Source organism: Lacticaseibacillus huelsenbergensis, from assembly GCF_029726355.1.
Classification (GTDB): domain Bacteria; phylum Bacillota; class Bacilli; order Lactobacillales; family Lactobacillaceae; genus Lacticaseibacillus; species Lacticaseibacillus casei.
The window spans coordinates 723652-746138 of the sequence record NZ_CP120687.1 but is presented as its reverse complement, the minus strand read 5'-3'; the positions used below and the strand labels follow the sequence as shown (position 1 = coordinate 746138).

19 protein-coding genes are annotated in these 22487 nt (G+C 48.0%); 13 read left to right on the top strand and 6 right to left on the bottom strand.

Going from position 1 to position 22487, the window contains the following annotated elements; genetic code table 11:
* Positions 1 to 199: 199 nt before the first annotated feature.
* From LHUE1_RS03335 to LHUE1_RS03325, 3 genes are all read left to right on the top strand, one after another.
* On the top strand, positions 200 to 1804 hold the full coding sequence (locus LHUE1_RS03335; RefSeq protein ID WP_049169014.1) for a CTP synthase: 1605 nt from the start codon (positions 200 to 202) through the stop codon (positions 1802 to 1804).
* 569 nt (positions 1805 to 2373) lie between these two features.
* On the top strand, positions 2374 to 3633 hold the full coding sequence (locus LHUE1_RS03330; RefSeq protein ID WP_049169015.1) for a UDP-N-acetylglucosamine 1-carboxyvinyltransferase: 1260 nt from the start codon (positions 2374 to 2376) through the stop codon (positions 3631 to 3633).
* A gap of 96 nt (positions 3634 to 3729) precedes the next feature.
* Positions 3730 to 3981, top strand: a complete 252-nt coding sequence (locus tag LHUE1_RS03325; RefSeq protein WP_025013790.1) for a type B 50S ribosomal protein L31 — start codon at positions 3730 to 3732, stop codon at positions 3979 to 3981.
* Positions 3982 to 4334: 353 nt separating this feature from the next.
* Here LHUE1_RS03325 and LHUE1_RS03320 read toward each other — a convergent pair whose 3' ends face one another.
* Complete coding sequence (locus LHUE1_RS03320; RefSeq protein WP_049168990.1) at positions 4335 to 4763, bottom strand: hypothetical protein; 429 nt, start codon at positions 4761 to 4763, stop codon at positions 4335 to 4337.
* A 95-nt stretch (positions 4764 to 4858) separates the two neighbouring features.
* On the opposite strand from LHUE1_RS03320, the gene LHUE1_RS03315 reads away from it, so the two are divergent.
* A complete protein-coding gene (locus LHUE1_RS03315; RefSeq protein WP_049168991.1) occupies positions 4859 to 5536 on the top strand; it encodes a hypothetical protein in 678 nt (225 codons plus the stop codon).
* An 11-nt stretch (positions 5537 to 5547) separates the two neighbouring features.
* Here the strand turns inward: LHUE1_RS03315 and LHUE1_RS03310 are convergent, their stop codons facing one another.
* Positions 5548 to 6189, bottom strand: a complete 642-nt coding sequence (locus LHUE1_RS03310) for an SMI1/KNR4 family protein (protein WP_049168992.1) — start codon at positions 6187 to 6189, stop codon at positions 5548 to 5550.
* 85 nt (positions 6190 to 6274) lie between these two features.
* On the opposite strand from LHUE1_RS03310, the gene LHUE1_RS03305 reads away from it, so the two are divergent.
* The 7 genes from LHUE1_RS03305 (at position 6275) to LHUE1_RS03275 (ending at position 13259) form a co-directional block, all read left to right on the top strand.
* On the top strand, positions 6275 to 7033 hold the full coding sequence (locus LHUE1_RS03305; protein ID WP_049168993.1) for a hypothetical protein: 759 nt from the start codon (positions 6275 to 6277) through the stop codon (positions 7031 to 7033).
* Between the two features lie 488 nt (positions 7034 to 7521).
* Positions 7522 to 8910: a UDP-N-acetylmuramoyl-tripeptide--D-alanyl-D-alanine ligase gene (locus tag LHUE1_RS03300; RefSeq protein WP_049170391.1), complete on the top strand. Its 1389-nt coding sequence runs from the start codon at positions 7522 to 7524 to the stop codon at positions 8908 to 8910.
* Positions 8911 to 9250: 340 nt separating this feature from the next.
* Entirely contained in the window at positions 9251 to 10762 is a 1512-nt protein-coding gene (locus LHUE1_RS03295; protein WP_049170360.1) for a DEAD/DEAH box helicase, read from the top strand.
* Positions 10763 to 11008: 246 nt separating this feature from the next.
* Positions 11009 to 11383 carry a holo-ACP synthase gene (gene acpS, locus LHUE1_RS03290; RefSeq protein ID WP_049170363.1) on the top strand — a complete coding sequence of 125 codons (375 nt, stop codon included), beginning with the start codon at positions 11009 to 11011 and terminating at the stop codon, positions 11381 to 11383.
* Complete coding sequence (gene alr / locus LHUE1_RS03285) at positions 11370 to 12509, top strand: alanine racemase (RefSeq protein WP_049170365.1); 1140 nt, start codon at positions 11370 to 11372, stop codon at positions 12507 to 12509. Before acpS ends, alr begins: the two co-directional genes overlap by 14 nt.
* A gap of 98 nt (positions 12510 to 12607) precedes the next feature.
* Positions 12608 to 12856 carry an antitoxin gene (locus LHUE1_RS03280; protein WP_010491246.1) on the top strand — a complete coding sequence of 83 codons (249 nt, stop codon included), beginning with the start codon at positions 12608 to 12610 and terminating at the stop codon, positions 12854 to 12856.
* A gap of 19 nt (positions 12857 to 12875) precedes the next feature.
* The gene (locus tag LHUE1_RS03275; RefSeq protein WP_005686631.1) at positions 12876 to 13259 is read left to right on the top strand and encodes a type II toxin-antitoxin system PemK/MazF family toxin; all 384 of its coding nucleotides are present in this window, start codon (positions 12876 to 12878) and stop codon (positions 13257 to 13259) included.
* Between the two features lie 69 nt (positions 13260 to 13328).
* Here LHUE1_RS03275 and LHUE1_RS03270 read toward each other — a convergent pair whose 3' ends face one another.
* The 4 genes from LHUE1_RS03270 to LHUE1_RS03255 form a co-directional block, all read right to left on the bottom strand.
* The gene (locus LHUE1_RS03270; RefSeq protein ID WP_049170367.1) at positions 13329 to 14027 is read right to left on the bottom strand and encodes a L,D-transpeptidase; all 699 of its coding nucleotides are present in this window, start codon (positions 14025 to 14027) and stop codon (positions 13329 to 13331) included.
* Between the two features lie 195 nt (positions 14028 to 14222).
* Positions 14223 to 14888 carry a cyclic di-AMP binding protein CbpA gene (gene cbpA / locus LHUE1_RS03265; protein ID WP_010491258.1) on the bottom strand — a complete coding sequence of 222 codons (666 nt, stop codon included), beginning with the start codon at positions 14886 to 14888 and terminating at the stop codon, positions 14223 to 14225.
* A gap of 207 nt (positions 14889 to 15095) precedes the next feature.
* Positions 15096 to 16466 (bottom strand): L,D-transpeptidase family protein, encoded by a 1371-nt coding sequence (locus LHUE1_RS03260; RefSeq protein ID WP_049170368.1) that lies wholly within the window; start codon positions 16464 to 16466, stop codon positions 15096 to 15098.
* A gap of 306 nt (positions 16467 to 16772) precedes the next feature.
* Complete coding sequence (locus LHUE1_RS03255; protein ID WP_003662706.1) at positions 16773 to 17780, bottom strand: L-lactate dehydrogenase; 1008 nt, start codon at positions 17778 to 17780, stop codon at positions 16773 to 16775.
* A 475-nt stretch (positions 17781 to 18255) separates the two neighbouring features.
* Here LHUE1_RS03255 and pth point away from each other — a divergent pair, with 475 nt between their 5' ends.
* Both pth and mfd read left to right on the top strand, forming a co-directional pair.
* The gene (gene pth / locus LHUE1_RS03250) at positions 18256 to 18813 is read left to right on the top strand and encodes an aminoacyl-tRNA hydrolase (RefSeq protein WP_049170370.1); all 558 of its coding nucleotides are present in this window, start codon (positions 18256 to 18258) and stop codon (positions 18811 to 18813) included.
* Positions 18814 to 18888: 75 nt separating this feature from the next.
* Positions 18889 to 22416, top strand: coding sequence for a transcription-repair coupling factor (gene mfd, locus LHUE1_RS03245; RefSeq protein WP_049170372.1), 3528 nt, complete (start codon positions 18889 to 18891; stop codon positions 22414 to 22416).
* The last annotated feature ends 71 nt before the right edge of the window (positions 22417 to 22487 follow it).

The window sequence follows — 22487 nt, the reverse complement described above, 5'->3', positions numbered from 1 at the left end:
ATTCGGCAACACTCAATCGATCGCACCAATCTTGATTTTACTCAATTCACTTTAATACTTGACGAGCCCCTTACAATTGGTTAATATACGTTTTGGGCGCTTTACAAAAGTGTAAAGCCAATACGGTTCAAGCTCCCTGTTCATATGAATAGGGAGCTTGTTTTTGTTTTTTCCCGATTATTAAAAAAGGAGATTGACTATGACCAAGTATATTTTTGTTACCGGTGGGGTCGTATCGTCATTAGGTAAAGGGATCGTTGCCGCATCCCTAGGTCGTTTGTTGAAGAATCGTGGTTTGAAGATCACGATTCAAAAATTCGATCCGTACATCAATGTTGACCCAGGCACCATGAATCCTTATCAGCATGGTGAAGTGTTCGTCACCGATGATGGCGCCGAGACTGACCTCGACCTTGGCCATTATGAACGGTTCATTGATATTAACCTGAACAAGTATAGCAACGTCACAACCGGGAAAATTTATTCTGAAGTCTTGCAACGTGAACGCCGCGGTGAATACCTTGGTGCGACCGTTCAGGTAATCCCCCACATCACCAACATGATTAAAGAAAAAATCATGCGTGCCGCTAAACACAGTGATTCCGATGTGATCATCACGGAAATCGGCGGAACGGTTGGCGATATCGAATCCTTGCCGTTCCTCGAAGCAATTCGGCAGATGAAGCGCGATGTCGGCTCGGATAATGTTTTCTACATCCATGCCAGTCTGGTGCCTTATTTGCGGGCAGCCGACGAAATGAAGACCAAGCCGACCCAGCACAGTGTCAAAGAGCTGCGCAGCATCGGTATCCAGCCGAACATGCTTGTTGTTCGGACCGAAAAGCCGATCACCGAAGACATGAAGAAGAAAATCGCGTTGTTTACCGATGTGCCGGAAAACGCCGTGATTGAATCCCGTGACGCCAAGACGCTTTACTCCGTGCCATTAGCATTGCAGGCGCAAAAAATGGATCAGATCGTTGTTGACCATTTTGGCTTTGATGTGCCGGCTGCCGATATGGCCGAGTGGATGAAGCTTGAGCATAAGGTTCAGCATTTGACCCACCACACCAAAATTGCGTTGGTCGGTAAATATGTCGCCTTAAAGGATGCCTATATTTCCGTTGCCGAAGCGCTTAAACATGCCGGCTATTACTGGGATTCCGATATTGATTTGGAAATGTTTCAAGCAGAAGATGTCAATGATGATAACGTCGAAAGCCTGTTGCAAGGCTTTGATGGCATCTTGGTTCCTGGCGGCTTCGGTGATCGCGGCTTAGAAGGCAAAATTGCAGCCATTCGTTACGCACGCGAAAATGATATTCCATTCTTGGGCATTTGCCTCGGCATGCAGATGGCATCAATCGAATTTGCCCGGAATGTTTTGGGACTTAAAGGTGCCGGCACGACCGAAACCCATCCTGATGTCAAGGATCCGGTCATTGACTTGATGCGCGACCAGGTTGGCGTGAAGAATCTCGGCGGGACGCTGCGGCTTGGCCTTTATCCATGCGTGCTTAAGCCAGGTTCCGTTGCAGCTAAGGCGTACGACAACGTTCATGAAATCCAGAAGCGTCATCGTCATCGTTATGAGTTCAACACCAAGTATCGCAAGCCGATGGAAGACAAAGGCTTAGTATTTTCCGGTGTTAGCCCGGACAACCGCTTGATGGAAATCATTGAATATCCGAAGAACAAATTCTTTGTTGCTTCCCAGTATCACCCGGAATTCCAGTCACGTCCGAATAAACCTGAAGGCTTGTTTAAGGCCTTTATCCAATCGGCTGGCGATTTTAAAAATTAATCGTTGATCATTGCTGCCTTGAAGCGGGATGCTTTGGGGCGGCTTTTTTGTTGCGATGGCTTGGTCAAAGCATGGCGCAGAAGTTTGCGTGTAAGGGCCTCAAGCCTAAATACCAAAAGACTGAGGTCGTTAAAGTTCTCTGCAACTTCTCTCAAACGCGTTCACCGGCGCAGGAGCCTGCGTGTAAGGACCTTGGTCGCAATGGCCAAAGACCAGCCATCACGCCCAAGGCCACTTACACTCCGGCTCCTAAGCGCGCCGGTTCACGCTCTCTCCAAACGCGTTCACTGGCGCAGAAGTCTGCGTGTAAGGACCTCAGTCGCAATGACCAAGACCGGGCCATCACGCCTGAGGCCACTTACACTCCGACTTCTAAACGCGCCAGTTCACGCTCTCATCTTTTTACTCCTTGTTTTTTCCTCTGGGATTCATTAAACTTGTTTATTGAGTGCATGGCGGATGAGTCATGGGCTTGCCTACCAGAAATCGCGTTTTATATTTGAAGCAAAAGATGCAGGTCAGCTTCAGCCTACTTGAAATGAACGACCTTAAGCGAGGATTTAAGTCAAATGGAAAAAATGCTGATCCACGGCGGAAAGAAATTGTCCGGTGAAGTTGTGATCGGCGGTGCGAAGAACAGCACGGTTGCTTTAATTCCGGCTGCAATTTTGTCGCGCACCCCGGTGACACTCGATTCAGTGCCGCACATCCAGGATGTCTATAATTTGATGGCCATTTTGGATGATATGAACGTCAAATCTGATTTTACCGAAAATGTTTTGACGATTGATCCAACAGAAATTCACGATGTACCGTTGCCAAACGGTAAGATTAAGAGTCTGCGCGCTTCCTATTATTTTATGGGGGCGTTATTAGGGCGGTTTGGAAAAGCCATTGTTGGATTGCCTGGTGGCGATGATATCGGTCCACGGCCGATTGATCAACATATTAAGGGGTTTGAAGCGTTAGGTGCTTCCGTGAGTAATGAACATGGTGCCATGGCGATTAAAGCACCTGCTGAAGGCTTACACGGCGCCCGGATTTTCTTGGATATGGTTTCTGTCGGCGCCACGATTAACGTGATTTTGGCGGCAGTGACGGCGAAAGGCCGCACAGTGATCGAAAATGCTGCCAAAGAGCCGGAAATCATCGACTTAGCGACTTACTTAAACAACATGGGCGCCAAGGTGCGGGGTGCTGGCACGGATGTGATCCGGATCAGCGGTGTGCCGACGCTTCAAGCACACAACTCGCACACCATCATCCCCGATCGCATTGAAGCCGGTACTTATTTGGCCATGGCCGCAGCGGTTGGCGAAGGCGTTAAAGTTAAGAACATTATTTCAGAACATTTAGACGCCTTTTTGGCTAAATTGGAAGAAATGGGCGTCGTCATGGACGTCGGTGAGGACAGCATTTTTGTCTATCCGTCAGGCGATTTGAAAATGGTGCAAATCAAAACGATGCCGTATCCGGGATTTGCGACCGACTTGCAACAGCCAATTACACCGTTGATGTTAAAAGCTCATGGTGAAGGACTCATCATTGATACAATTTACCCTAAGCGTGTCCGCCATATTCCGGAATTATTGCGGATGGGCGCGGACATTACGATTGAAAATGATGTGATCATCCTGCATCACTGCGATCATCTGCAAGGAACCGAGGTCGCGGCTGAGGAAATTCGTGCCGGCGCCTGTCTCATGATTGCCGGATTGATGGCTGAAGGGACAACAACGATCACCAAAGTCGATAATATCCTACGTGGCTATGATCGAGTCGTGATGAAACTGCGCGGTTTAGGCGCTGATGTCGAATTGGTTGATTGAGATTGCGTTTATAGGTTGCGCGTGATAGACTATTAGAGTTGTAGTCATAGTATCTCTAGATCAGGCAATGATTTAGGGCAAAAGGAGTAATTGATTATGAAGCAAGGCATCCATCCAGATTATCATCCAGTTGTTTTCATGGATTCAGCAACTGGTTTTAAATTTATTTCCGGCTCCACCAAGACTTCCAAAGAAACCATCAAGTGGGAAGACGGCAAAGAATATCCATTGGTTCGGGTAGAAATTTCGTCTGATTCTCATCCGTTCTACACCGGCAAGCAGAAGTTCACGCAAGCCGATGGACGGGTTGACCGGTTCAACAAGAAGTACGGTTTGGATAAGAAATAATAACAAAAAGCAGTCCGGTTGGGCTGCTTTTTTGTTAGCAATAACTTATAATAATATAAGTCGATTTATTAATTAAAGGGATAACTTGTCGAAAATGGAATCACGGAGTCGTTAAGAACTTGTTATACTGATGTCAATGAGGCGGAGGTATTTCTGCCTTAGGCTTACACATTAACTTACACTCCCAAAAAAGTTCCCCCAAACTTTTCCACCGTTATGGTGGTTTTTTTATTGGAAAAAATGGCGCAACCCGATGTCTGGTCTTGTGCCCAGCGATGCCTCAGTCCGCCAATATTAGTAAGAAATAATAAAAAGCAGCCAGACTTGGCCGCTTTCGATTTTTATTCTTAGACTTATTTGGCGTTTGGGATGACGTGCTCGATCAAGTCTTCGACTTCAGGACCCGAGAGAATTTGTTGTTCTAGCTTGAGGTTTTGAACGACTTTGCCATCGTGAATAATAATGAGATAAGAATCTTTATATCCGTCATTCAGATAAATAAATGTGATGCCGGCTGTTACAACGACTTGCGCTGATGCGGCACCGCCCATAATCGGGTCAGCATCCGCATCGCTGTAAAAACTAATCGTGCGATCAGGGTCGGGATCATTTAGCAGCGTGAGTTCGAATTCGAGCTTGGTTGCAGTGTGATCGGTGTCAAAATTTGCGTCATGCGTTAAATCATTGACATAATAAGGGAAGGCAAACGCTTGGGCGACTTCTTTGACGACGGACTGACTCATGGCGACCAGTTGATCTTCAGGCAACGTTTTGATTGGCATGGGACCACCTCCTAAAGCTGAGTCTACACCAAGCGCTTACAAAAACATATTAATTGCATCGGTGCCTGGAACCTTTGAGGAAAAGAGGAAACGTCATGACTAAACGATCGAATTTTTTATATTGGTTAAATATCGGTGGCGACTTGCTGTACCTGCTGATTGTCGGCGGGCTTTTCATAAGTGGGCGGCCGTTATTCCATGGACAGGCAATGTTACTGGCGCAAGTTGCGTCAGGGATCTTAATTGTCAGTCTGCCTAGGTTAATGGAACACTGGTGGCATTTCCGGTTTCCGCCGCTCTTGATTTACTTATTTGAAATTTTTATTTTGTTGAGCGTTTTGTTAGGCACGGGGTTGCAGTGCTACAGCGTGCCATATTGGGACAAGTTCGAGCATCTCTTCAGCGCGGCTATGTTAGCTGGGTTGGGCTTTGCCATTTTTGCAGCGTTAACGCCCGCAAAACGGTTAGCGACGACGAGTCCTTTGTTAATGGCGTTATTTGCGCTCGCATTTGGTACAACCATCGGCGTATTGTGGGAATTTTATGAATTTACGTTTGACGGCTTGCTGGGCATGAATATGCAACGGTACATGGCGGCAAGCGGGGTGTTGTTGCGCGGCCGGGCCGCGTTGATGGATACCATGGGTGATTTGTTCATGGACTTCTTTGGCTCGCTAGGCTTGGCGTTGTTTGGGTATTTTGGCATTAAACGCGACTTGCGGTGGTTAGATACTTTTAAATTCCAATCCGAAGATCGCGGTAAGCGACAATGATGGAAACTAACTCAGGACAACAATTTTCGCAACTCGATTGTTGTATTCGGCGTGAGAAAGTTTGGCTGATAACGGCTAAGAAAATGATATTCCTCGGCGGCGGCCTGACGTTTGGCTGACTCATCCGAGGTTGCCAGCCAAACGAGCCACGGGCCAAGCTCCGCGCCGGTCATAAACGTCCGCGCGTGATCGAATAAGGCAGGCCAATCGGCGGCGGTAGCAATGACCGCCATGTGGCCAAAAACTTGCGGATCGACTGGCAGTTCCGGTAGACGGACCGGATGTGGCTGCAATTGTTTAAGAAACGTATCAAAATCTGGCGCGATCGTGAGCCATTGGTCGACTTCGGTATCAATGTAGCGAATCCGTCGCGGGTCATGACTTAAATCAAAGCCAAAATATTGATGACCAGTGTGGGCAAACGGCAAAAAGTCCGCCGGCAGATCGTCTGCGGTGATGGCGGCTCCCGGTGTTGCGAAGGCGTGAATGCCAACACCGTCCAAGCCATCACTGGTCGGCTCAGAAGTTGGCAGCCACCATCTTTTTGGCAGGTAGCCGGTTTTAATTGTGGAAAAATAAGTCGAAGGTATGAGGTCAGTATGTGGAACTGTTGGTAAATTAGGTTGTGGGATCTTGTTTGGCCAGGGTAACATACGCAGAACTCCTTTTTTGATTGAAGGGTCAAGATTGCCGCTGAAAGTCGTATAATGGTTGTGGGAGTTATAAGGGGTTTTAATCATGCGAAACGCAATGATTTATGTTCATCACGAACCGTTGGCACATTTATTTTTGACTTATGGTATTTCGGCAAGTGATTTGCTGAACAGTCAGCAAAAAATCCCAAATCATCTGCTGTTATTGCCACCGGTTAACGAACAGGAACAGATTGATCCGCATACTTGGTTTAATATTATCAACGGACGGGATCAAGTGCGCGAGTTTCTGCGGAGTAAAGAGGGTCAAACACGTTGTTGGTTAGATTATGCCCGTCCGCGTTTTTTGCAGGAACTGACCCCTAACGAGATTGCAGAACTGCTATACTTAGGACATGTCAAAACGCATCTCAGTTCACCTTTTTATTATAAACTACAAAATGAATTGGTTTACTTGCCGTTGCGTAATGGCATGGTGAACATGTATTTGCGGCATGAGGCGTTGTTCGAAGCCTTTTTGGCCGCAGCAATTAACAAATATTTGCGACGCATTGCCAACGAGCAACCATTTTGGTTACGGTTGCGGCAACAGCACTTTTCACCTTTGTCAGATGAAGCCTATACCCAGCTGTTTCCATTAATGGAGGATGGGGTGCTTTTTGATTTTCGCAATGTGCGGTTTTCCCGTGAACAAATCAGAATTCCGTTACTTGAGCCAAGCAATCGGTTTATCCCGGATAGCGCGTTTCCTGACAATACCGTTCGGAAGCTTGGCAAACTGGTTTTGATGCGTCAGAAAAATCAGTGGCAGATGGTGCCGACTGAAACTGCCAAAAAAGCGTAACTTTAAGAGACTGCCTGCAAAAGGGCAGTTTCCTGCTTATAATGAATATGTTTGACTGGGAAAGGGTTGATGTGGCCTTTTTTCTGTATGTTGAAACGCGTTCGCTGGCGCAGGAGTCTGCGTGTAAGGACCTCGGTCGCAATGGCCAAGATCAGGCCATCACGCCCGAGGCCACTTACACTTCGACTCCTAAGCGCGCCAGCTCACGCTCTTGTTGAAACGCGTTCACCGGCGCAGAAGCCTGCGTGTAAGGACCTCGGTCGCAATGGCCAAAGAGCGGCCATCACGCCTGAGGCCACTTACACTCCGGCTTCTAAGCGCGCCGGTTCACGCTCTGTTGAAAACGCGTTCGCTGGGCCAGAAACCTGCACATAAGGACCTTGGTCGCAATGGCCAAGGCCGGGCCATTACGCCCAAGGCCACTTATGCTCCGGTTTCTAACCGGCCCAGCTCACGCTCTACGTTTAAGAATTGGAGTCGAGTTAATGATGAAAATGACATTGGCAGAGATTGCGCGTGTCGTTAAAGCCCAGCCGCTTTCTGAGGCGGATGGTTCGCGCGTGGTCACCGGATTGACCTTTGATTCGCGTCGATTGAAGCCAGGGATGTTATTTGTTCCCTTACAAGGTGAACGTGACGGTCATGAGTTTATTCCGGCTGCCGCTGCTGCGGGGGCAGTGGCGACGTTTGTTGCGGCAAATCATGCACCGATCAAGACTAAGCTGCCAGCCTTGGTTGTTTCGGATCCGCTGACGGCCATGCAACAGCTGGCCCAATATTACTTGTTGATGAAGGTCAATCCCAAAGTTGTTGCCATTACCGGCAGCAACGGGAAAACAACGACCAAAGATATGACGGCGGCGATTTTGGCGACGCAATACCATGTTGTGAAAACGCCGGATAATTATAACAACGAAATCGGCGTGCCCATGACGATTTTGAGTATGGAGCCTAATACCGAAGTGCTGGTCCTTGAGATGGGCATGGATCATCCGGGCCAGTTGCACGCGTTGTCCTCCTTAGCCGAACCAGATGTTGCGGTCATCACTATGATTGGCGAAGCGCATATCGAGTTCTTTAAAACCCGCGCTAAAATCGCTGATGCTAAAATGGAAATCATCGATGGCTTAAAAGAGGACGGTACTTTTATCTACAACGGTGATGAGCCATTACTTGTGGAACGCGCCAAAAAAGTTACCCAAAAGCAGGAAACATTTGGTTTACATCCGGAAAATACCTTGTTTGCACATTCTATTAACGGCCATCGCAATCATACCGAGTTTACGGTAGAACAGTGGCCGGATCTGACTTTCTCGATTCCGATTATGGGTGAATATAACGTGGTGAATGCATTGGCGGCGTTGTTAGTTGGCCGACAATTTCATGTTAAGCCCGAGGTCATGCAAAAGGCACTCGCGCATTTTCAGGTGACTGCCAATCGGACGCAATGGCTGATCGGTGATGCTGGCGAACAAATTCTCAGTGATGTTTATAACGCCAATCCAACAGCGATGCGGGCGGTGATCCGTGATTTTAGTGAATTTACGGCAACCGGCCGGCACATCGCAGTGTTAGGCGACATGCTGGAACTTGGCGATCAAAGCCAGGCGCTGCATGCAGGCTTGGCCGATGCCCTTGATCCTCATGAAGTGCAAGTTGTCTACCTATATGGGTCGGAGATGCACGCACTGGCCGATGCTTTGGCCGACAAGTATTCACCCGATAACCTGCATTATTACCCGCTATCAGCCAAAGACCAGATGATTCGCGATTTGCAAAATGACGTCGGCCATGACGACATGGTGCTGTTAAAGGCAAGTCACGGCTTGCATCTGGAAACGGTTTTGGGAGCGCTGATCGCTGGGGGTCACGCCTGACACGGGTGCGTTTTCTAAATGAAAATTTAATTGCATTGAACAAAGGCGAACAGCAGCTAATGTGTTCGTCTTTTATTATCTTGTAAATTTCATAAAATAAACAGCCGTACCTCAGTATCAAAGCGCTATCATCGCGACACCGCCGCGTTTGGTCGGAAATTGTGAGTCCATTACCGCCACAATTCTGCAATGACACTCGTTCTTGTTTTTCAATTGTGAACGTGCTATTGTTGTTGAGATATGTTTTTTTGTCATTTACTGAAAATGCACGTGATGCCCGCGGATTCCTTGAAAACACGCTTGGGTAAACGCGTGCAGGAATTCTCAAGGAGGAACTCATTTGAAGTTTAAAGAACTAGGTTTGGATCATGATCTCTTAAAGGCAATCGCACAGTCAGGTTTTGAAGAAGCGACCCCGATTCAAGCAGAGACGATCCCACTGGTTCTGGAAGGCAAAGATGTGATCGGTCAAGCACAGACCGGTACCGGGAAAACGGCAGCATTTGGCTTGCCGATTCTGCAACACATCGATAAAGCTGACCGGAGTATCCAAGCACTGGTCATTTCCCCAACCCGGGAATTGGCGATTCAGACCCAAGAAGAACTTTATCGTTTAGGTCGCGACAAGAAGATCAAGGTGCAAGCTGTTTATGGTGGCGCTGATATTCGCCGCCAGATCCGTCAGCTTGCTGACCACCCGCAAATCGTGGTCGGAACCCCAGGACGGATTCTTGATCATATCGGGCGTCATACCTTGAAACTGGAACACCTTGATACCTTGGTATTAGATGAAGCCGACGAAATGCTCGACATGGGCTTCATTGACGACATTGAAAAGATTGTTGAACAGATGCCGACAGAACGGCAGACATTGCTGTTTTCTGCAACCATGCCGGCAGCCATTATGCGCTTGACCAACAAGTTCATGAAGAGCCCGGTTGTTGTTAAGATTAAGGCCAAGGAACTGACTGCTGACACCGTTGAACAATACTATGTTCGCGCAAAGGACTATGAAAAGTTCGATGTGATGACGCGCTTGTTCGACGTTCAGGATCCTGATCTGGCATTGATTTTTGGCCGGACCAAACGCCGCGTTGACGAATTAACCCGCGGCTTGAAGGCACGTGGTTATCGCGCTGAAGGGATTCATGGCGATTTGACGCAGCAAAAGCGTATGAGCGTGTTGCGCCAATTCAAGAGTGGCCAATTGGACTTTTTGGTGGCGACGGATGTTGCGGCTCGTGGATTAGACATTTCCGGCGTGACGCATGTTTATAACTATGACATTCCGCAAGATCCTGATTCATATGTGCATCGTATCGGCCGGACCGGTCGTGCAGGGCACAAAGGGGTTTCGGTAACATTTGTCACACCGAATGAAATTGAATACCTGCACACGATCGAAGACTTGACGAAGAAGCGGATGTTGCCGATGAAGCCGCCTACCGCTGAAGAAGCGTTGATGGGCCAGATTTCCAGCGGCTTATCCACGATCAAAGAACAAGTCGAAGCCAACGACACCGAAAAGTATGAAGCCATGGCGGAAACGCTTTTGGAAAACTATACCCCGCTACAATTGGTTTCTGCCTACCTCAAAGCAGTCAGCCCGGATGATGCCAGTGCGGTTCCGGTCAAAATTACACCAGAACGGCCACTGCCACATCGCGGTCGCAACAATCACGGCCACGGAAACAATCGTGGTGGCGGTTATAAAGGCGGCTACAAAGGTAAGCGGCGCGAAGGCGGCTATCAAGGCAACCGTGACGGCCGGCGCAACTATGACAAGAAGCGCAACTTCGGCGACAAACGTAAGAATGTCAAACGTAACTTCAAAATTCGTTCAGGCGAATAAGCTTTCACGAGTCAAAGTTCCTAACACGAAAATTGACGGTTAAAATAAAACAGACACCGGGGCTGATATCGTCTCGGTGCTTTTTTAATGGAAAGAAAGTTGGTTTTCTTCATGGCGATATGTAGCGCCGGAGGGACAGATTATTTGTAGCTAAACAAACAGATGCAGCAGGCAATTTGCCGAACATGGCCGATTTTTAATCAAAGCATGCTAAAATGATTTTATCAAGTTTATTGGAGGCCAACCATGATTTATGGCATCGGGGTTGATGTGACTGATTTAGGACGAATTCAAGCCGCCCAGGAAAAGAACCATGGATTCGCCGCAAAAATTTTGACACCCGTGGAATTAGCAAACTATCAACAATTGGATGGCCGCCGTGCCGTGGAGTATCTTTCCGGGCGATTTTCAGCGAAGGAATCTTATTCCAAGGCTTTCGGTACCGGACTGGGCAAGGTTGCTTTGCAGGATGTTGAAATTTTGAATAACGAACTTGGCAAACCGATTCTGACGAAACACCCATTTTCCGGTAATGCGTTTGTTTCCATTTCTCACAGTGAGACTTTGGTGTTCACCGAGGTAATTTTAGAAAAAGAAGGTCCTGAACGTGACGATCGGTAACTTCCGACCAGCAACAGTTTTAATTGATGAAACAGCTATTTTGCATAATGTCCAGCATGAGGTGGCGCGGTTGAAAAAGAAGACCCAACTTTTTGCCGTTGTCAAAGCCGATGCTTATGGTCACGGCATGTTGCGTGTGGCACGGGTTGCGAAAGCCGCTGGCGCAAGCGGCTTTTGTGTGGCGCTGCTTGACGAAGCGTTAGATTTACGGGACGCCAATTTTGTCGAGCCGATTCTGGTTTTAGGCATTGTGCCAAGCCAGTATGCTGCGCTTGCTGCGGCACAAACGATTTCGTTACCGATTAGCAGTGTCGAATGGCTCGAGCAGGCATTACCGGTGCTGGAAGCCCAACCGGAGTTGCCGCCTTTGCGCATTCATCTTGCGTTGGATACCGGAATGGGGCGGATTGGCTTTACGGAAGATCAGGCACTTTTGGATGCCCTGAGGTTCATTCAGGAACATCCCAAACAGTTCACGGTTGAAGGCATTTTCACCCATTTTGCCACAGCAGATGATCCGGACGATGCCTATTTCAAACAGCAAGTGGCCAAGTTTAATCACATGGTGGACTTATTGCCAACTCGACCGCGTTACGTGCACGTCTCGAACTCGGCGACCAGTCTGTGGCATGCGGCATGTAACGGCAACATGATTCGCTACGGTGTGGCGATTTATGGCCTGAACCCATCCGGTGATGCGATTCCGACAACGCCTTTTCCACTCGAGCCTGCTTTGTCGCTGGAGAGCGAATTGACGTATTGCAAACAGGTGCATGCTGGTGACGGTATTTCCTATGGTGTCACCTATCGCGCTAAGGGGGACGAGTTTATCGGTACCGTTCCGATTGGGTATGCCGATGGGTGGCTGCGGCGACTGCAAGGATTCCATGTGTTGGTTGATGGCCATGCATGTGAGATTGTCGGCCGAATCTGCATGGATCAGTTCATGATTCGTCTGCCAAAAGCCTATCCAGCAGGGACCAAGGTGGTTTTGATCGGGCAAAGCGGCGATCAGGAAATCACGCTCTTAGATGTCGCTAAGTATAGCAACACGATTCATTATGAGATTGCCTGCAATTTGACGCCAAGGTTGAAACGGCAAAGTATCAATTCGATTGGCGAATAAGCTGACAGTTTTTCAGATGATCAGCTAAGTGCGGTAGCTCCTGAATCGATTTTGTGATAAAGTAGCAACATGAACTTGGGAAGTTGGAGGAAGTTGTCATGAAGAAGCAAACGTCAGTAACGGTAACGTTTGATGCTGCTATTAAGGCGCGGTTAGATGCCTATTGTGAGTTGAATGACACGGATACTCAAGATGTGATCACAACAGCAGTGGCCAAATTTTTGCAGTCACAAGCACCCGATATCAACCAGCTGATTTCCGGCTATGTTGCCATGGGACAGATCAATACAGAGATCAGTCATGCTTTCTCCGCCTGCGAAAGTGAGGCATACGCCCATATTCGATAAGCAACGAGGGGGCAAAAGCATGGATGTAACCGTAAAACGCGGAGATGTCTTCTTCGCCGATTTATCGCCGGTTGTCGGATCCGAACAGGGTGGCAATCGACCTGTACTTATTATTCAAAACAACGTTGGCAACCACTATAGTCCTACGGTTATTGTGGCGGCCATTACCTCCAAGATCCAAAAACCCAAGATGCCCACTCATGTTGGCTTACGGGCAAAGCAAGACGGGGTTGAACGTAACTCGGTGATTTTGCTAGAACAGATTCGCACCATCGATAAGCAGCGATTACAGGCGCGCGTGACAGCTTTATCAAGCGCAAAAATGGCGGCCGTTGATCGTGCGTTGGCAATTTCAGTAGGGCTCGTTAGTTTGCCCAAACCAAAAACATATAATAAAAATTAACGCATCATTTTGGCAAAAAACCGCACCCATCTCAGTGATAATTCAACTGAGGTAGGTGCGGTTTTTGCTTTATTCAATAACAACTGGCGTACCAGTTGGGACGGTTTCGAAAATCCACTTGGCATCTGGAATACTGAGGCGTACACAGCCATGTGAACCGGGCTTCTGGCCCAACTTGGCCGCTTCAGATTCAATATATTGACCATTGATGTCAGTCGGCACGGTGTGGAATAAGTAGGTGCCGTGTAAGTAAAAGCTCGTGTAATAATGCGCGCCCATTTGTTCTTCAGGATTGAAAAAGTCATAGCCGCGTTCAGACTGAATCTTAAAGTGCCCATGCGGTGTCGAGTCGTCGATACCAGTTGAAGCATACATGGTGTAAAGGGTTTTAGCACCATCTTTAACGAATACCCGTTGCTTGTTCAAACTGACAACCAGCGAAAGGTGCGGGTGTTGCGTCAAGTCGGGATAAGGCTGATTTTCAGAGGGAGCTTGCCAGTCGATTTTCTTTGTAACGTTAAGCGCGACTTTGCTAGTAGGCTGATGTGAAGACTGGCTCACCTTGGCGAGTGTTGTTCCGGTGCGAAAAATGGTGGCAGCAGGAACCGGTTTTTCTACTTGTTGGCCGGTGATGATGGTCACCAAACAGACTGGTACCAAGACAGCGAAGAAAAACAGCTGTTTTCGAAATTTTGGTTTGAAATGATGGGTACGAAGGAAACGAACAGTGAAGACGATTCGATCCCAAAAATGCGTCAGAGTTTTCATGCGAGGTTTTCCTCCCCGTGTCACGATCATTAGACCTGGTTACTTATGCCAACGTATTATAAAGGATCTGCAACGCTTAAACCAGTAAACCGAATTGGCGCCAACGCTAATAGGCTTCTGACCGCGCCAGTTCACGCTCATCATATAAAAAAGCTCGGCAGTAGTCATAACGTTGCCGAGCTTTTTAAAATCGGATTACAATTCTTCGTCTACCCGAATCGGCTGTCCGGATTGTAGATCGTCAATTTCAACTACGCGGAAACTCTTTTTCTCTAAGCGCGAGACGATTTCGTTGAGCGTATTTTCATCGGTCCCTGCAGGCAACGTGAACAAGGTTCGGCGAACGAATTCGTCACGTTTGGCATCCAAGGTGATACAGCCGGAAATGGAAACATACTTAGCCAAAATCTTGCTCATTTTTGCCAAGTCGCCACGTTCACCGGTGGACATCACGGTCAAAACATAGGAGCCAACGTCGACGTTCCAAGCTTCAGACAGCATCCCAAGCAATTTGGCATGGGTGAGGATCCCGTAGAAATTAGCATTTTCATCCAAAACCGCAATGTAAGGCAGATCCTTGATGTTGAAGAAGACTTTGAAGAATGGGGCATTCACCGGAATCGTCTTGGTCGCATTCTTCAGCAGATAAGTAACCGGCAGACTCATATCGCCGCCTTGGGACTTATGGCGATAGATATGCATCTTGTAAATATTGCCGCGGAAGATCGTGCCGCTTTCATCCAAGATCGGCACACAACGAAAGCCGGAGTCTTCAAGGATCTTCAATGCTTCTTCAAGGGTGACTGTTTCCTTGACAGTGGTCAGGAATTCCTTTTTTAATACTAACGACTTAATTAACATTCGTTTTCCTCCATCAAAGGTGCACACTTTATTAAAATGTTCTAATCTTGTCCTATGATACCATAGTTTTTTGACGGTGTAACGGTCTTTCCGGGTAAAAAGTCAGCGCCGGATGTTGCTTAACAGTTGGGTACAAAAAATCGGCTCAAGGGACGGGTTCGCCTTATGAGCCGATTTCTTGTTGGTTAAGATGTTACTGACTGAAAACTAATAAACGATAACCGGCGTTCCTTCATCAACTGCGGCATATAACTTGGCCATGAAATCAGGCGGGTTATTGACACAGCCATGGGAGCCGTGTTCTTTGTACCAGTCGCCGCCGTATTTAGGTTGCCATGGGCTGTCGTGAAGACCGACACCCGTGTAATCGATGGGCATCCAGTAAGAAACCGGGCTGGCATAGGAGCTACCATCATCGTTTTTGCCGCGCAACGTTGCATTGCGTTGTTTTGACCAAATGTAGAAGACCCCAGATGGGGTTTCCTGGCTCGGCTTACCGGTTACGATATCGGAATCCATGACGACCTTCCCATCTTTAATGAACCATTCGTGTTGTTTCTCTTTTGAAACTTCAACGTAGGTATTGCCGATATCGCCGTCAGTTGCGTAACCGGAACCGCTGTGGACGACTTCCTTGTTAAGATCCTGTCCGGCTTTGACGCTGGCAAGAATCATCGCTGCGGTCGAGGTGACATTAATGCTCCAGCCATACGTGCCAGCAGGAACCGAAACTGTCCCTTGCTGTTGCGAGTTAAACTGACGGGTCTTATTAATGGTGCTGTACTGCTGTGATAGCGTCGAGACATAATTGGTAATGGCCTGACTGGAGACTGTTGCCTTGCCGTTGTCGTTGGTAACCCAGCTCATCACGGTTGCTTGAGGAACTGTGACAGTCTTGGACTGAATCTGCAAGGACACTTTGGTTCCGGCAAGCTTATTCATATCCCGTTCTGTCGTTTGCAGACTACTGTCAGACGCCTTAACGGTCGGCTTTTTGTACGTATCCGTTAAATTAACGGTTTGCCGATGATTATCCAAGGCGGTCGTTACCGTTTTAGCAAGTTTATCAGCGTCAATCTGATTACCGTTGACTTCTTTTTGAATCTTGAACTGGGTGCCATCTGCAACGAGTTTGGCATTGACCGGTTCCTGGCGTCCTTGGTTCAGTTTATTGGCAGTGGTGTCCGCAAACTGTTTTAGGGCAACACTGTTAATCGAAGGATCCTCATCAGCATGAGCCTTTTGACCCGCAAAAATCGAAGTGGTCCACAACCACGGATTTTGCTTATTCAGTGCCTGACTGAGACCTTTTTTGAAATCCTGGCTTAGCCCCAAAGCGCGGCCTTTAACCTTCATGACTTTTTTATCGTCTTCAACAAACGTATATTGACGTTCATTGAACTGCTTGACCAGCTTCTTATTGGCCGCATTAACCGATTGACCAGACACGTCAATTCCGAGAATTTCCGTGTTAGGCAAAAAATGATCGCGATAGTGCATGCTCCGGACGATATAAAATCCGCCTAGAAGAACGACTAGCGCGCCGACAACGAGGAGCCACCGTTTATTCTTATTCACTGATCGCTGCCTCCTGCTCCTTGTGTGTTCCTGTTTCGTAGCAAGCACTTCCTCAAAAAATGACATTGTTTCTGCTTATTATAAGGTAACAAGCCAAGAATTAAAAGCGGCACGCCTCGTTCAGCTACAGGCATTGTGGGGGCACCGCCCTTTAATGAAGCGGCATCTGGGAACTTAAAAAAAACATTATACTTTTACGTTGCTGCCAAGTGAAAGGAATCCCCAAAAGTTCTTAATTGTTTTTCGAGATTAAAAAAGAACAACCGGGCAGTTGCCCGGCTGTTCTAGACTCAGTCATGATGATGATTACTGACGGGTTTCGATGTCGTTCTTCGCGAAGGCATCAGTCAGAACCTTCTTCAATTGTGAAGCAGATTTCTGCATGGATTCCTCTTCGTGGTCGGTCAATGGGATTTCCAGAATGTTCTGGATACCATTGCGGTTGATCACAGCTGGGGTACCAATGTAGATGTCGTTCAAGCCATATTGACCGTCCATGTAAACAGACAGTGGCAGAACAGCATTTTCATCATTCAGGATAGCCTTGGAGATGCGTGCCAAAGCAGTTGCGATACCATAGAAGGTTGCGCCCTTGAGTTTGATGATTTCGTAAGCAGCGTCACGAACGTCTTCAAACATCTTAACAAGCTTGTCTTCCTTGATTTCCGGATGTGCTTTAACCCATTCGGCGATGGTAACGCCACCGATGTTAGCGTGTGACCATACAGGGAATTCAGTGTCACCATGTTCACCCATGATATAAGCGTGGACCGAACGTGCGTCAACGTTAACCATTTCAGCAATGGACTGACGGAAACGTGCGGTATCCAATGAAGTACCTGAACCAACAACCCGGTTCTTCGGGAAGCCCGAAAGTTTCCAAGTTGCATAGGTCAAGATATCAACTGGGTTGGCAGCAACCAAGAAGATACCGTTAAAGCCGGAATCCACAATTGGATCAACAATGGACTTCAAGATCTTCAAGTTCTTGTTAACCAGATCCAAGCGGGTTTCGCCTGGCTTCTGAGGAGCACCAGCAGTGATAACAACCAGATCAGCATCCTTGGCATCGCTGTATTCAGCAGAATAAATCTTCTTTGGGCTGGTGAATGGCAGCGCGTTGCTTAAATCAATCGCGTCACCCTTCGTCTTGTCCTTAAAAATGTCAACGATCCCGATTTCTTGTGCAATACCTTGCAATACCATTGCATAGGCATAACTTGAACCAACGGCGCCGTCACCAACGAGAATAACTTTTTGGTGATCCTTATCCGTAATACTTGCCACGGTGATATCATCCTTTCTTATGTGCATGCAAACTGCATTTCATTGTGAGTATAACACATTATCAATTCGCCGAAACAAAATTGACAGACTTTTTCATAATTTTGCCATGGTTAAAAAGTCGCGCTCAGCCTTACAATAGCAAGGCTTGTGAATCCTGTGACAAGCTCGCTTTCAGGAACGAAAACGCTTGCATGAGCGATTTTCACGAGGAGCAAAAGCTTAACAGTTCACAAAATGAATGTGTACAGTTAATCAGTCCTGATGTGTTATACTGCATACTAATAGAAATTCACGTCCCAGTATGTGGATGACGGTGTATAGCGAAGTGACACCAAGCGCTTAACCTTGTGATGTTGGTTAGTGTTTGGTGTCCTTCGCTTGGCTTGGTTACGCAAGAATACACACGGTTAGAAAAGCAACTGTAGCTTGTCACTGTTGCCAAAAGGGTGCCAACCACAGGCAACCGGGGTTGTTGAAAAAAGCACTAATTTAAGGAGACAAAATGAAAATGATCGTTGGTCTGGGTAATCCCGGACGAAAATATGCAGGTACCAAACACAACATGGGTTTTATGGTCGTTGACGAACTGGCTAAACGTTTGGGACTCAAACTTGATAAGCTTGAATTTGATGCTGCCACGGCGACTACCCGGATTCATGATGAAAAAGTGTTTTTGGTGAAGCCCCAGACTTATATGAATGCTTCAGGGCGGGCCGTGCGTGAGCTGATGATGTTCTATCAAATTCGGTTAGATGAAATCCTGGTGGTTCATGATGACATGGATCTGACGCTAGGCAAATTGCGGCTGCGGCAACGCGGATCAGCAGGTGGCCATAACGGGATTAAGGATATCATCAGCGCGACTGGCAGCGATGAATTTTTCCGGTTGAAAATCGGCATTCAACACCCTCAGCGACAGCGGGTTGTTGACTGGGTGCTCACGCCCTTTTCCCAAGCCGATCAGCCAACGATCGATGATGCGATTAACAGAGCAGATGATGCGTTGGAAGACTGGCTAAATGGCATGCCGTTTCCGCAACTGATGAATAAGTTTAATTAAAAGTCGGCGGCTTGATCGTGATCGCACGCGGTCGATTAGGTAAACTTTAAGTAGAGGAAAGAAGCAGGTGAAGCGATGAATTTGATCGACATGGTGCAGGCAGATCCAGAACTGTCGGCATTATGGCCTAAACTCAAAACCGGCCGTCATTTGGTGACAGGGCTTTCGGGTTCCGCCAAGACGGTCTTTTTTGGCGCGCTCTTGCAACAACGTCAGCAACAGCTTCTGATTGTCGAGAATAATCGTTTTCACGCTGACGAATTAGCGGCAGACTTGAGCAGTTTGTTAGGCGATGCGCTGGTTTATGATTTTCCGGTTGAAGACGTGCTGGCTGCCGAAGTTGCAGTGAGCTCACCGGAGACCCGCAATGATCGGATTAATGCACTAACTTTCTTGCAAAGCGGTAAGCCTGGCATTATTGTGACCAGCCTGGCTGGGTACAAGCGTATTTTGCCGGCGCCAGCGGTTTGGGCGGCTAGTGAGCTGGTCATCGATATGGATTCAGAGCTTGAGCCACAAGATATTACCAAGCAATTGATTGCGATGGGGTATCGCCGCGATTCACTGGTTAGCGCGCCAGGGCAATTCGCCATTCGCGGTGGCATTATTGATATCTATCCACTCAATCAGGATGATCCGATTCGTATTGAATTATTTGATACGGCCGTCGATTCGATTCGTACTTTTGACATTGCAACGCAGCGTAGTTTGAAAAAACTAACGCGCATCGTGATTTCCCCGGCGACCGATATGATCGCGTCAGATCAAGTGCTGAGTGCGACCGGTGAGCGTCTTGTGAAGCAGGCAACGGCTTATAAGGCCAAGGTCAAAGATGCGGATACCAAGCAAGCAATCACTGATGGACTTTTAACCACCGGCCAGCAGTTGCAGGCACTGGAGCGGCCAGAGAATCTGGCTCTGTATGCACCGGAACTTTATCCGGAACATCAGCGCATCACCGACTACCTCACACCGGATGCACTCGTTGTCTTTGACGATTACAGCAGGTTACTGGATAGCGATACCCATTTAGTCCAGGAAACCGCAGAGTGGTACGCTCAATTGCAAACGGAAGGTCGGCTGCTGCCTAAGACACCTAATCCTAAAATTCAAGAACTCAACCAACACGAACCGCACCCACGGCTGTATTTAAGCCTTTTTCAAAAAGGTATGGGACAATTGCGGCTTGATAGCCTGACCAATGTGCCGAGTCGCAATGTTCAACAATTCTTTAGTCAAATGCCATTGCTTAAAACAGAAACCGATCGTTGGGTGAAACAAAAGCAAACCGTGGTTTTTCTGATTGCGGACAAAAATCGGCTAGATAAGCTGAGCGGAACGTTGAAAGATTTTGAAATTAGCAATGTTCTGACCGAACCCAATCATTTATTGCCGGGTCAGGTTCAATTGACGGAAGGCAGTTTGAAGAATGGCTTCGAACTGCCGGACATGAAGCTGGTCGTTGTCACCGAGCACGAGTTGTTCAATGCACGGCAGCGACGGCGGGCACGGCACCAGACATTGGCCAATACGGAGCGGTTACGCAGCTACAATGAGCTGAAGCCTGGCGATTATGTGGTGCACGTGAATCACGGGATTGGGCAGTATACCGGGATGGAGACGATGGAAGTCGACGGCGTTCACCGCGACTACATCACCATCGTCTACCGCAATAACGACAAGCTTTTTATTCCGGTTGATCAGCTGAATCTGGTGCAAAAATATGTCTCCGCTGACGGCAAGGCGCCAAGCGTCAATAAGTTAGGTGGCACCGAATGGCAGAAGACCAAACGCAAAGTGGCGGCCCGCATTGAAGACATTGCGGATGAGTTGATTGATTTATACGCCAAACGTGAAGCAGAAAAGGGCTATGCATTTGGCCCGGATGATGACTTGCAGCAAAAATTTGAAGACGAGTTTCCTTATCCGGAGACGCCGGATCAGTTGCGGTCAGCCAAAGAAATCAAACGCGACATGGAAAAACCGAAGCCAATGGATCGCTTGCTTGTCGGGGATGTCGGCTTTGGTAAAACCGAAGTTGCGTTGCGGGCAGCATTTAAAGCGATTGATTATGGCAAGCAGGTGGCCATTTTGGTGCCCACGACGATTTTAGCGCAGCAACATTTTGACACCATGAAAGAACGCTTTGCCGATTTTCCGATTAAAGTCGGGTTGCTGTCCCGTTTTCAGACGCCGCACCAAAATAAAGAGACCATCAAAGGCTTGAAGAATGGCACGATTGACATTGTCGTCGGGACACACCGGTTGTTGTCAAAAGATGTGGCTTTTCGTGATCTTGGTTTGCTGGTCATCGATGAAGAGCAGCGTTTTGGTGTTAAGCATAAAGAACGCATCAAACAGCTAAAAAGCAACGTAGATGTTTTGACGCTGACGGCGACCCCGATTCCGCGTACCTTGAATATGTCGATGCTGGGCGTGCGCGATCTGAGTGTCATCGAGACACCACCGACCAATCGTTACCCGATCCAGACATTTGTCATGGAACAAAATCCCGGGGTGATTCGCGAGGCAATTGAACGCGAAATGGAGCGCGGTGGCCAGGTCTTTTACCTGCATAATCGGGTGGAAGATATGGAGCGCACCGTGAGTCAGTTGGAAGAGCTGGTGCCAGATGCCAGTATCGGCTACGCGCATGGGCAGATGACCGAAACGCAGCTGGAAAACGTCATTTATGATTTTCTGCACGGTGCCTATGATGTGCTGGTCACAACGACGATCATCGAAACCGGCGTCGATATGCCGAATGCAAATACGTTAATTATCGAAAATGCCGATCATTACGGCTTATCTCAGTTGTATCAACTGCGGGGACGGATCGGTCGTTCGAGTCGGATAGCGTATGCCTACTTCATGTATCAGCCGATGAAGGTGCTTAATGAGGAGGCGGAAAAACGACTGCAGGCGATTAAAGATTTTACGGAATTAGGCAGTGGCTTCAAAATTGCCATGCGTGACCTGTCGATTCGCGGAGCCGGCAATCTGTTGGGCAAGCAGCAACATGGCTTCATCGATTCGGTTGGTTACGATCTGTACACCCAGATGCTCCAAGAAGCGGTGAACAAACGGCGCGGGATTAAAACGGCGCAGAAGACCGATGCCGAAATCGATCTTGGCTTGGAAGCTTATCTGCCGACCGACTATGTGGCTGATTCGCGGCAAAAGATCGAACTGTATAAACGGATTCGTGAAGCCAATAGCGATGAAGCCGAAACGGAAATCAGCGAAGACTTGATTGATCGGTTTGGTGACTATCCGCAGCCGGTGACCAACCTGCTGGCGATCGCGCATCTCAAACGGTTTGCCGACTTGGCATGGGTCAATAGCGTGCAAAAGACGGATCAAAAAATTGCGGTTGTGTTATCGCCGCAAGCAACCACTAAAGCGCAAGGCGAACCTATTTTTAAGGCGTTGGCCGCAACCACGCTTAAAGCTCAGGTTGCGATTGCTGATGGTAAGCTGACCGTGACGTTGACAATTCCTAAAACCATGCAGGCCGGGACCTGGTTGGCGCAACTGACAGCTTTTATGCAGGGATTGGTGAACGTTGTCAATCCCCAGCCGGAGAAAAAGCCGGCAGCTTAATGCCTTATGATTGACCAGCAGGGGTTTCGCGAATCGAGCGGTCAGCTGTAACCACGTTAACAGGAGACCAC

Excerpts from the sequence above, each read along its gene's own strand:
- mfd (WP_049170372.1), top strand. The coding sequence starts at position 18,889 with ATGAATTTGATCGACATGGTGCAGGCAGATCCAGAACTGTCGGCATTA.
- LHUE1_RS03270 (WP_049170367.1), bottom strand. The coding sequence starts at position 14,027 with ATGAAAACTCTGACGCATTTTTGGGATCGAATCGTCTTCACTGTTCGT.
- LHUE1_RS03315 (WP_049168991.1), top strand. The coding sequence starts at position 4,859 with ATGACTAAACGATCGAATTTTTTATATTGGTTAAATATCGGTGGCGAC.
- LHUE1_RS03310 (WP_049168992.1), bottom strand. The coding sequence starts at position 6,189 with ATGTTACCCTGGCCAAACAAGATCCCACAACCTAATTTACCAACAGTT.
- LHUE1_RS03330 (WP_049169015.1), top strand. The coding sequence starts at position 2,374 with ATGGAAAAAATGCTGATCCACGGCGGAAAGAAATTGTCCGGTGAAGTT.
- LHUE1_RS03325 (WP_025013790.1), top strand. The coding sequence starts at position 3,730 with ATGAAGCAAGGCATCCATCCAGATTATCATCCAGTTGTTTTCATGGAT.
- acpS (WP_049170363.1), top strand. The coding sequence starts at position 11,009 with ATGATTTATGGCATCGGGGTTGATGTGACTGATTTAGGACGAATTCAA.
- LHUE1_RS03255 (WP_003662706.1), bottom strand. The coding sequence starts at position 17,780 with ATGCACATAAGAAAGGATGATATCACCGTGGCAAGTATTACGGATAAG.
- LHUE1_RS03300 (WP_049170391.1), top strand. The coding sequence starts at position 7,522 with ATGAAAATGACATTGGCAGAGATTGCGCGTGTCGTTAAAGCCCAGCCG.
- LHUE1_RS03335 (WP_049169014.1), top strand. The coding sequence starts at position 200 with ATGACCAAGTATATTTTTGTTACCGGTGGGGTCGTATCGTCATTAGGT.
- LHUE1_RS03305 (WP_049168993.1), top strand. The coding sequence starts at position 6,275 with ATGCGAAACGCAATGATTTATGTTCATCACGAACCGTTGGCACATTTA.
- pth (WP_049170370.1), top strand. The coding sequence starts at position 18,256 with ATGAAAATGATCGTTGGTCTGGGTAATCCCGGACGAAAATATGCAGGT.
- LHUE1_RS03280 (WP_010491246.1), top strand. The coding sequence starts at position 12,608 with ATGAAGAAGCAAACGTCAGTAACGGTAACGTTTGATGCTGCTATTAAG.
- LHUE1_RS03320 (WP_049168990.1), bottom strand. The coding sequence starts at position 4,763 with ATGCCAATCAAAACGTTGCCTGAAGATCAACTGGTCGCCATGAGTCAG.
- cbpA (WP_010491258.1), bottom strand. The coding sequence starts at position 14,888 with ATGTTAATTAAGTCGTTAGTATTAAAAAAGGAATTCCTGACCACTGTC.
- LHUE1_RS03275 (WP_005686631.1), top strand. The coding sequence starts at position 12,876 with ATGGATGTAACCGTAAAACGCGGAGATGTCTTCTTCGCCGATTTATCG.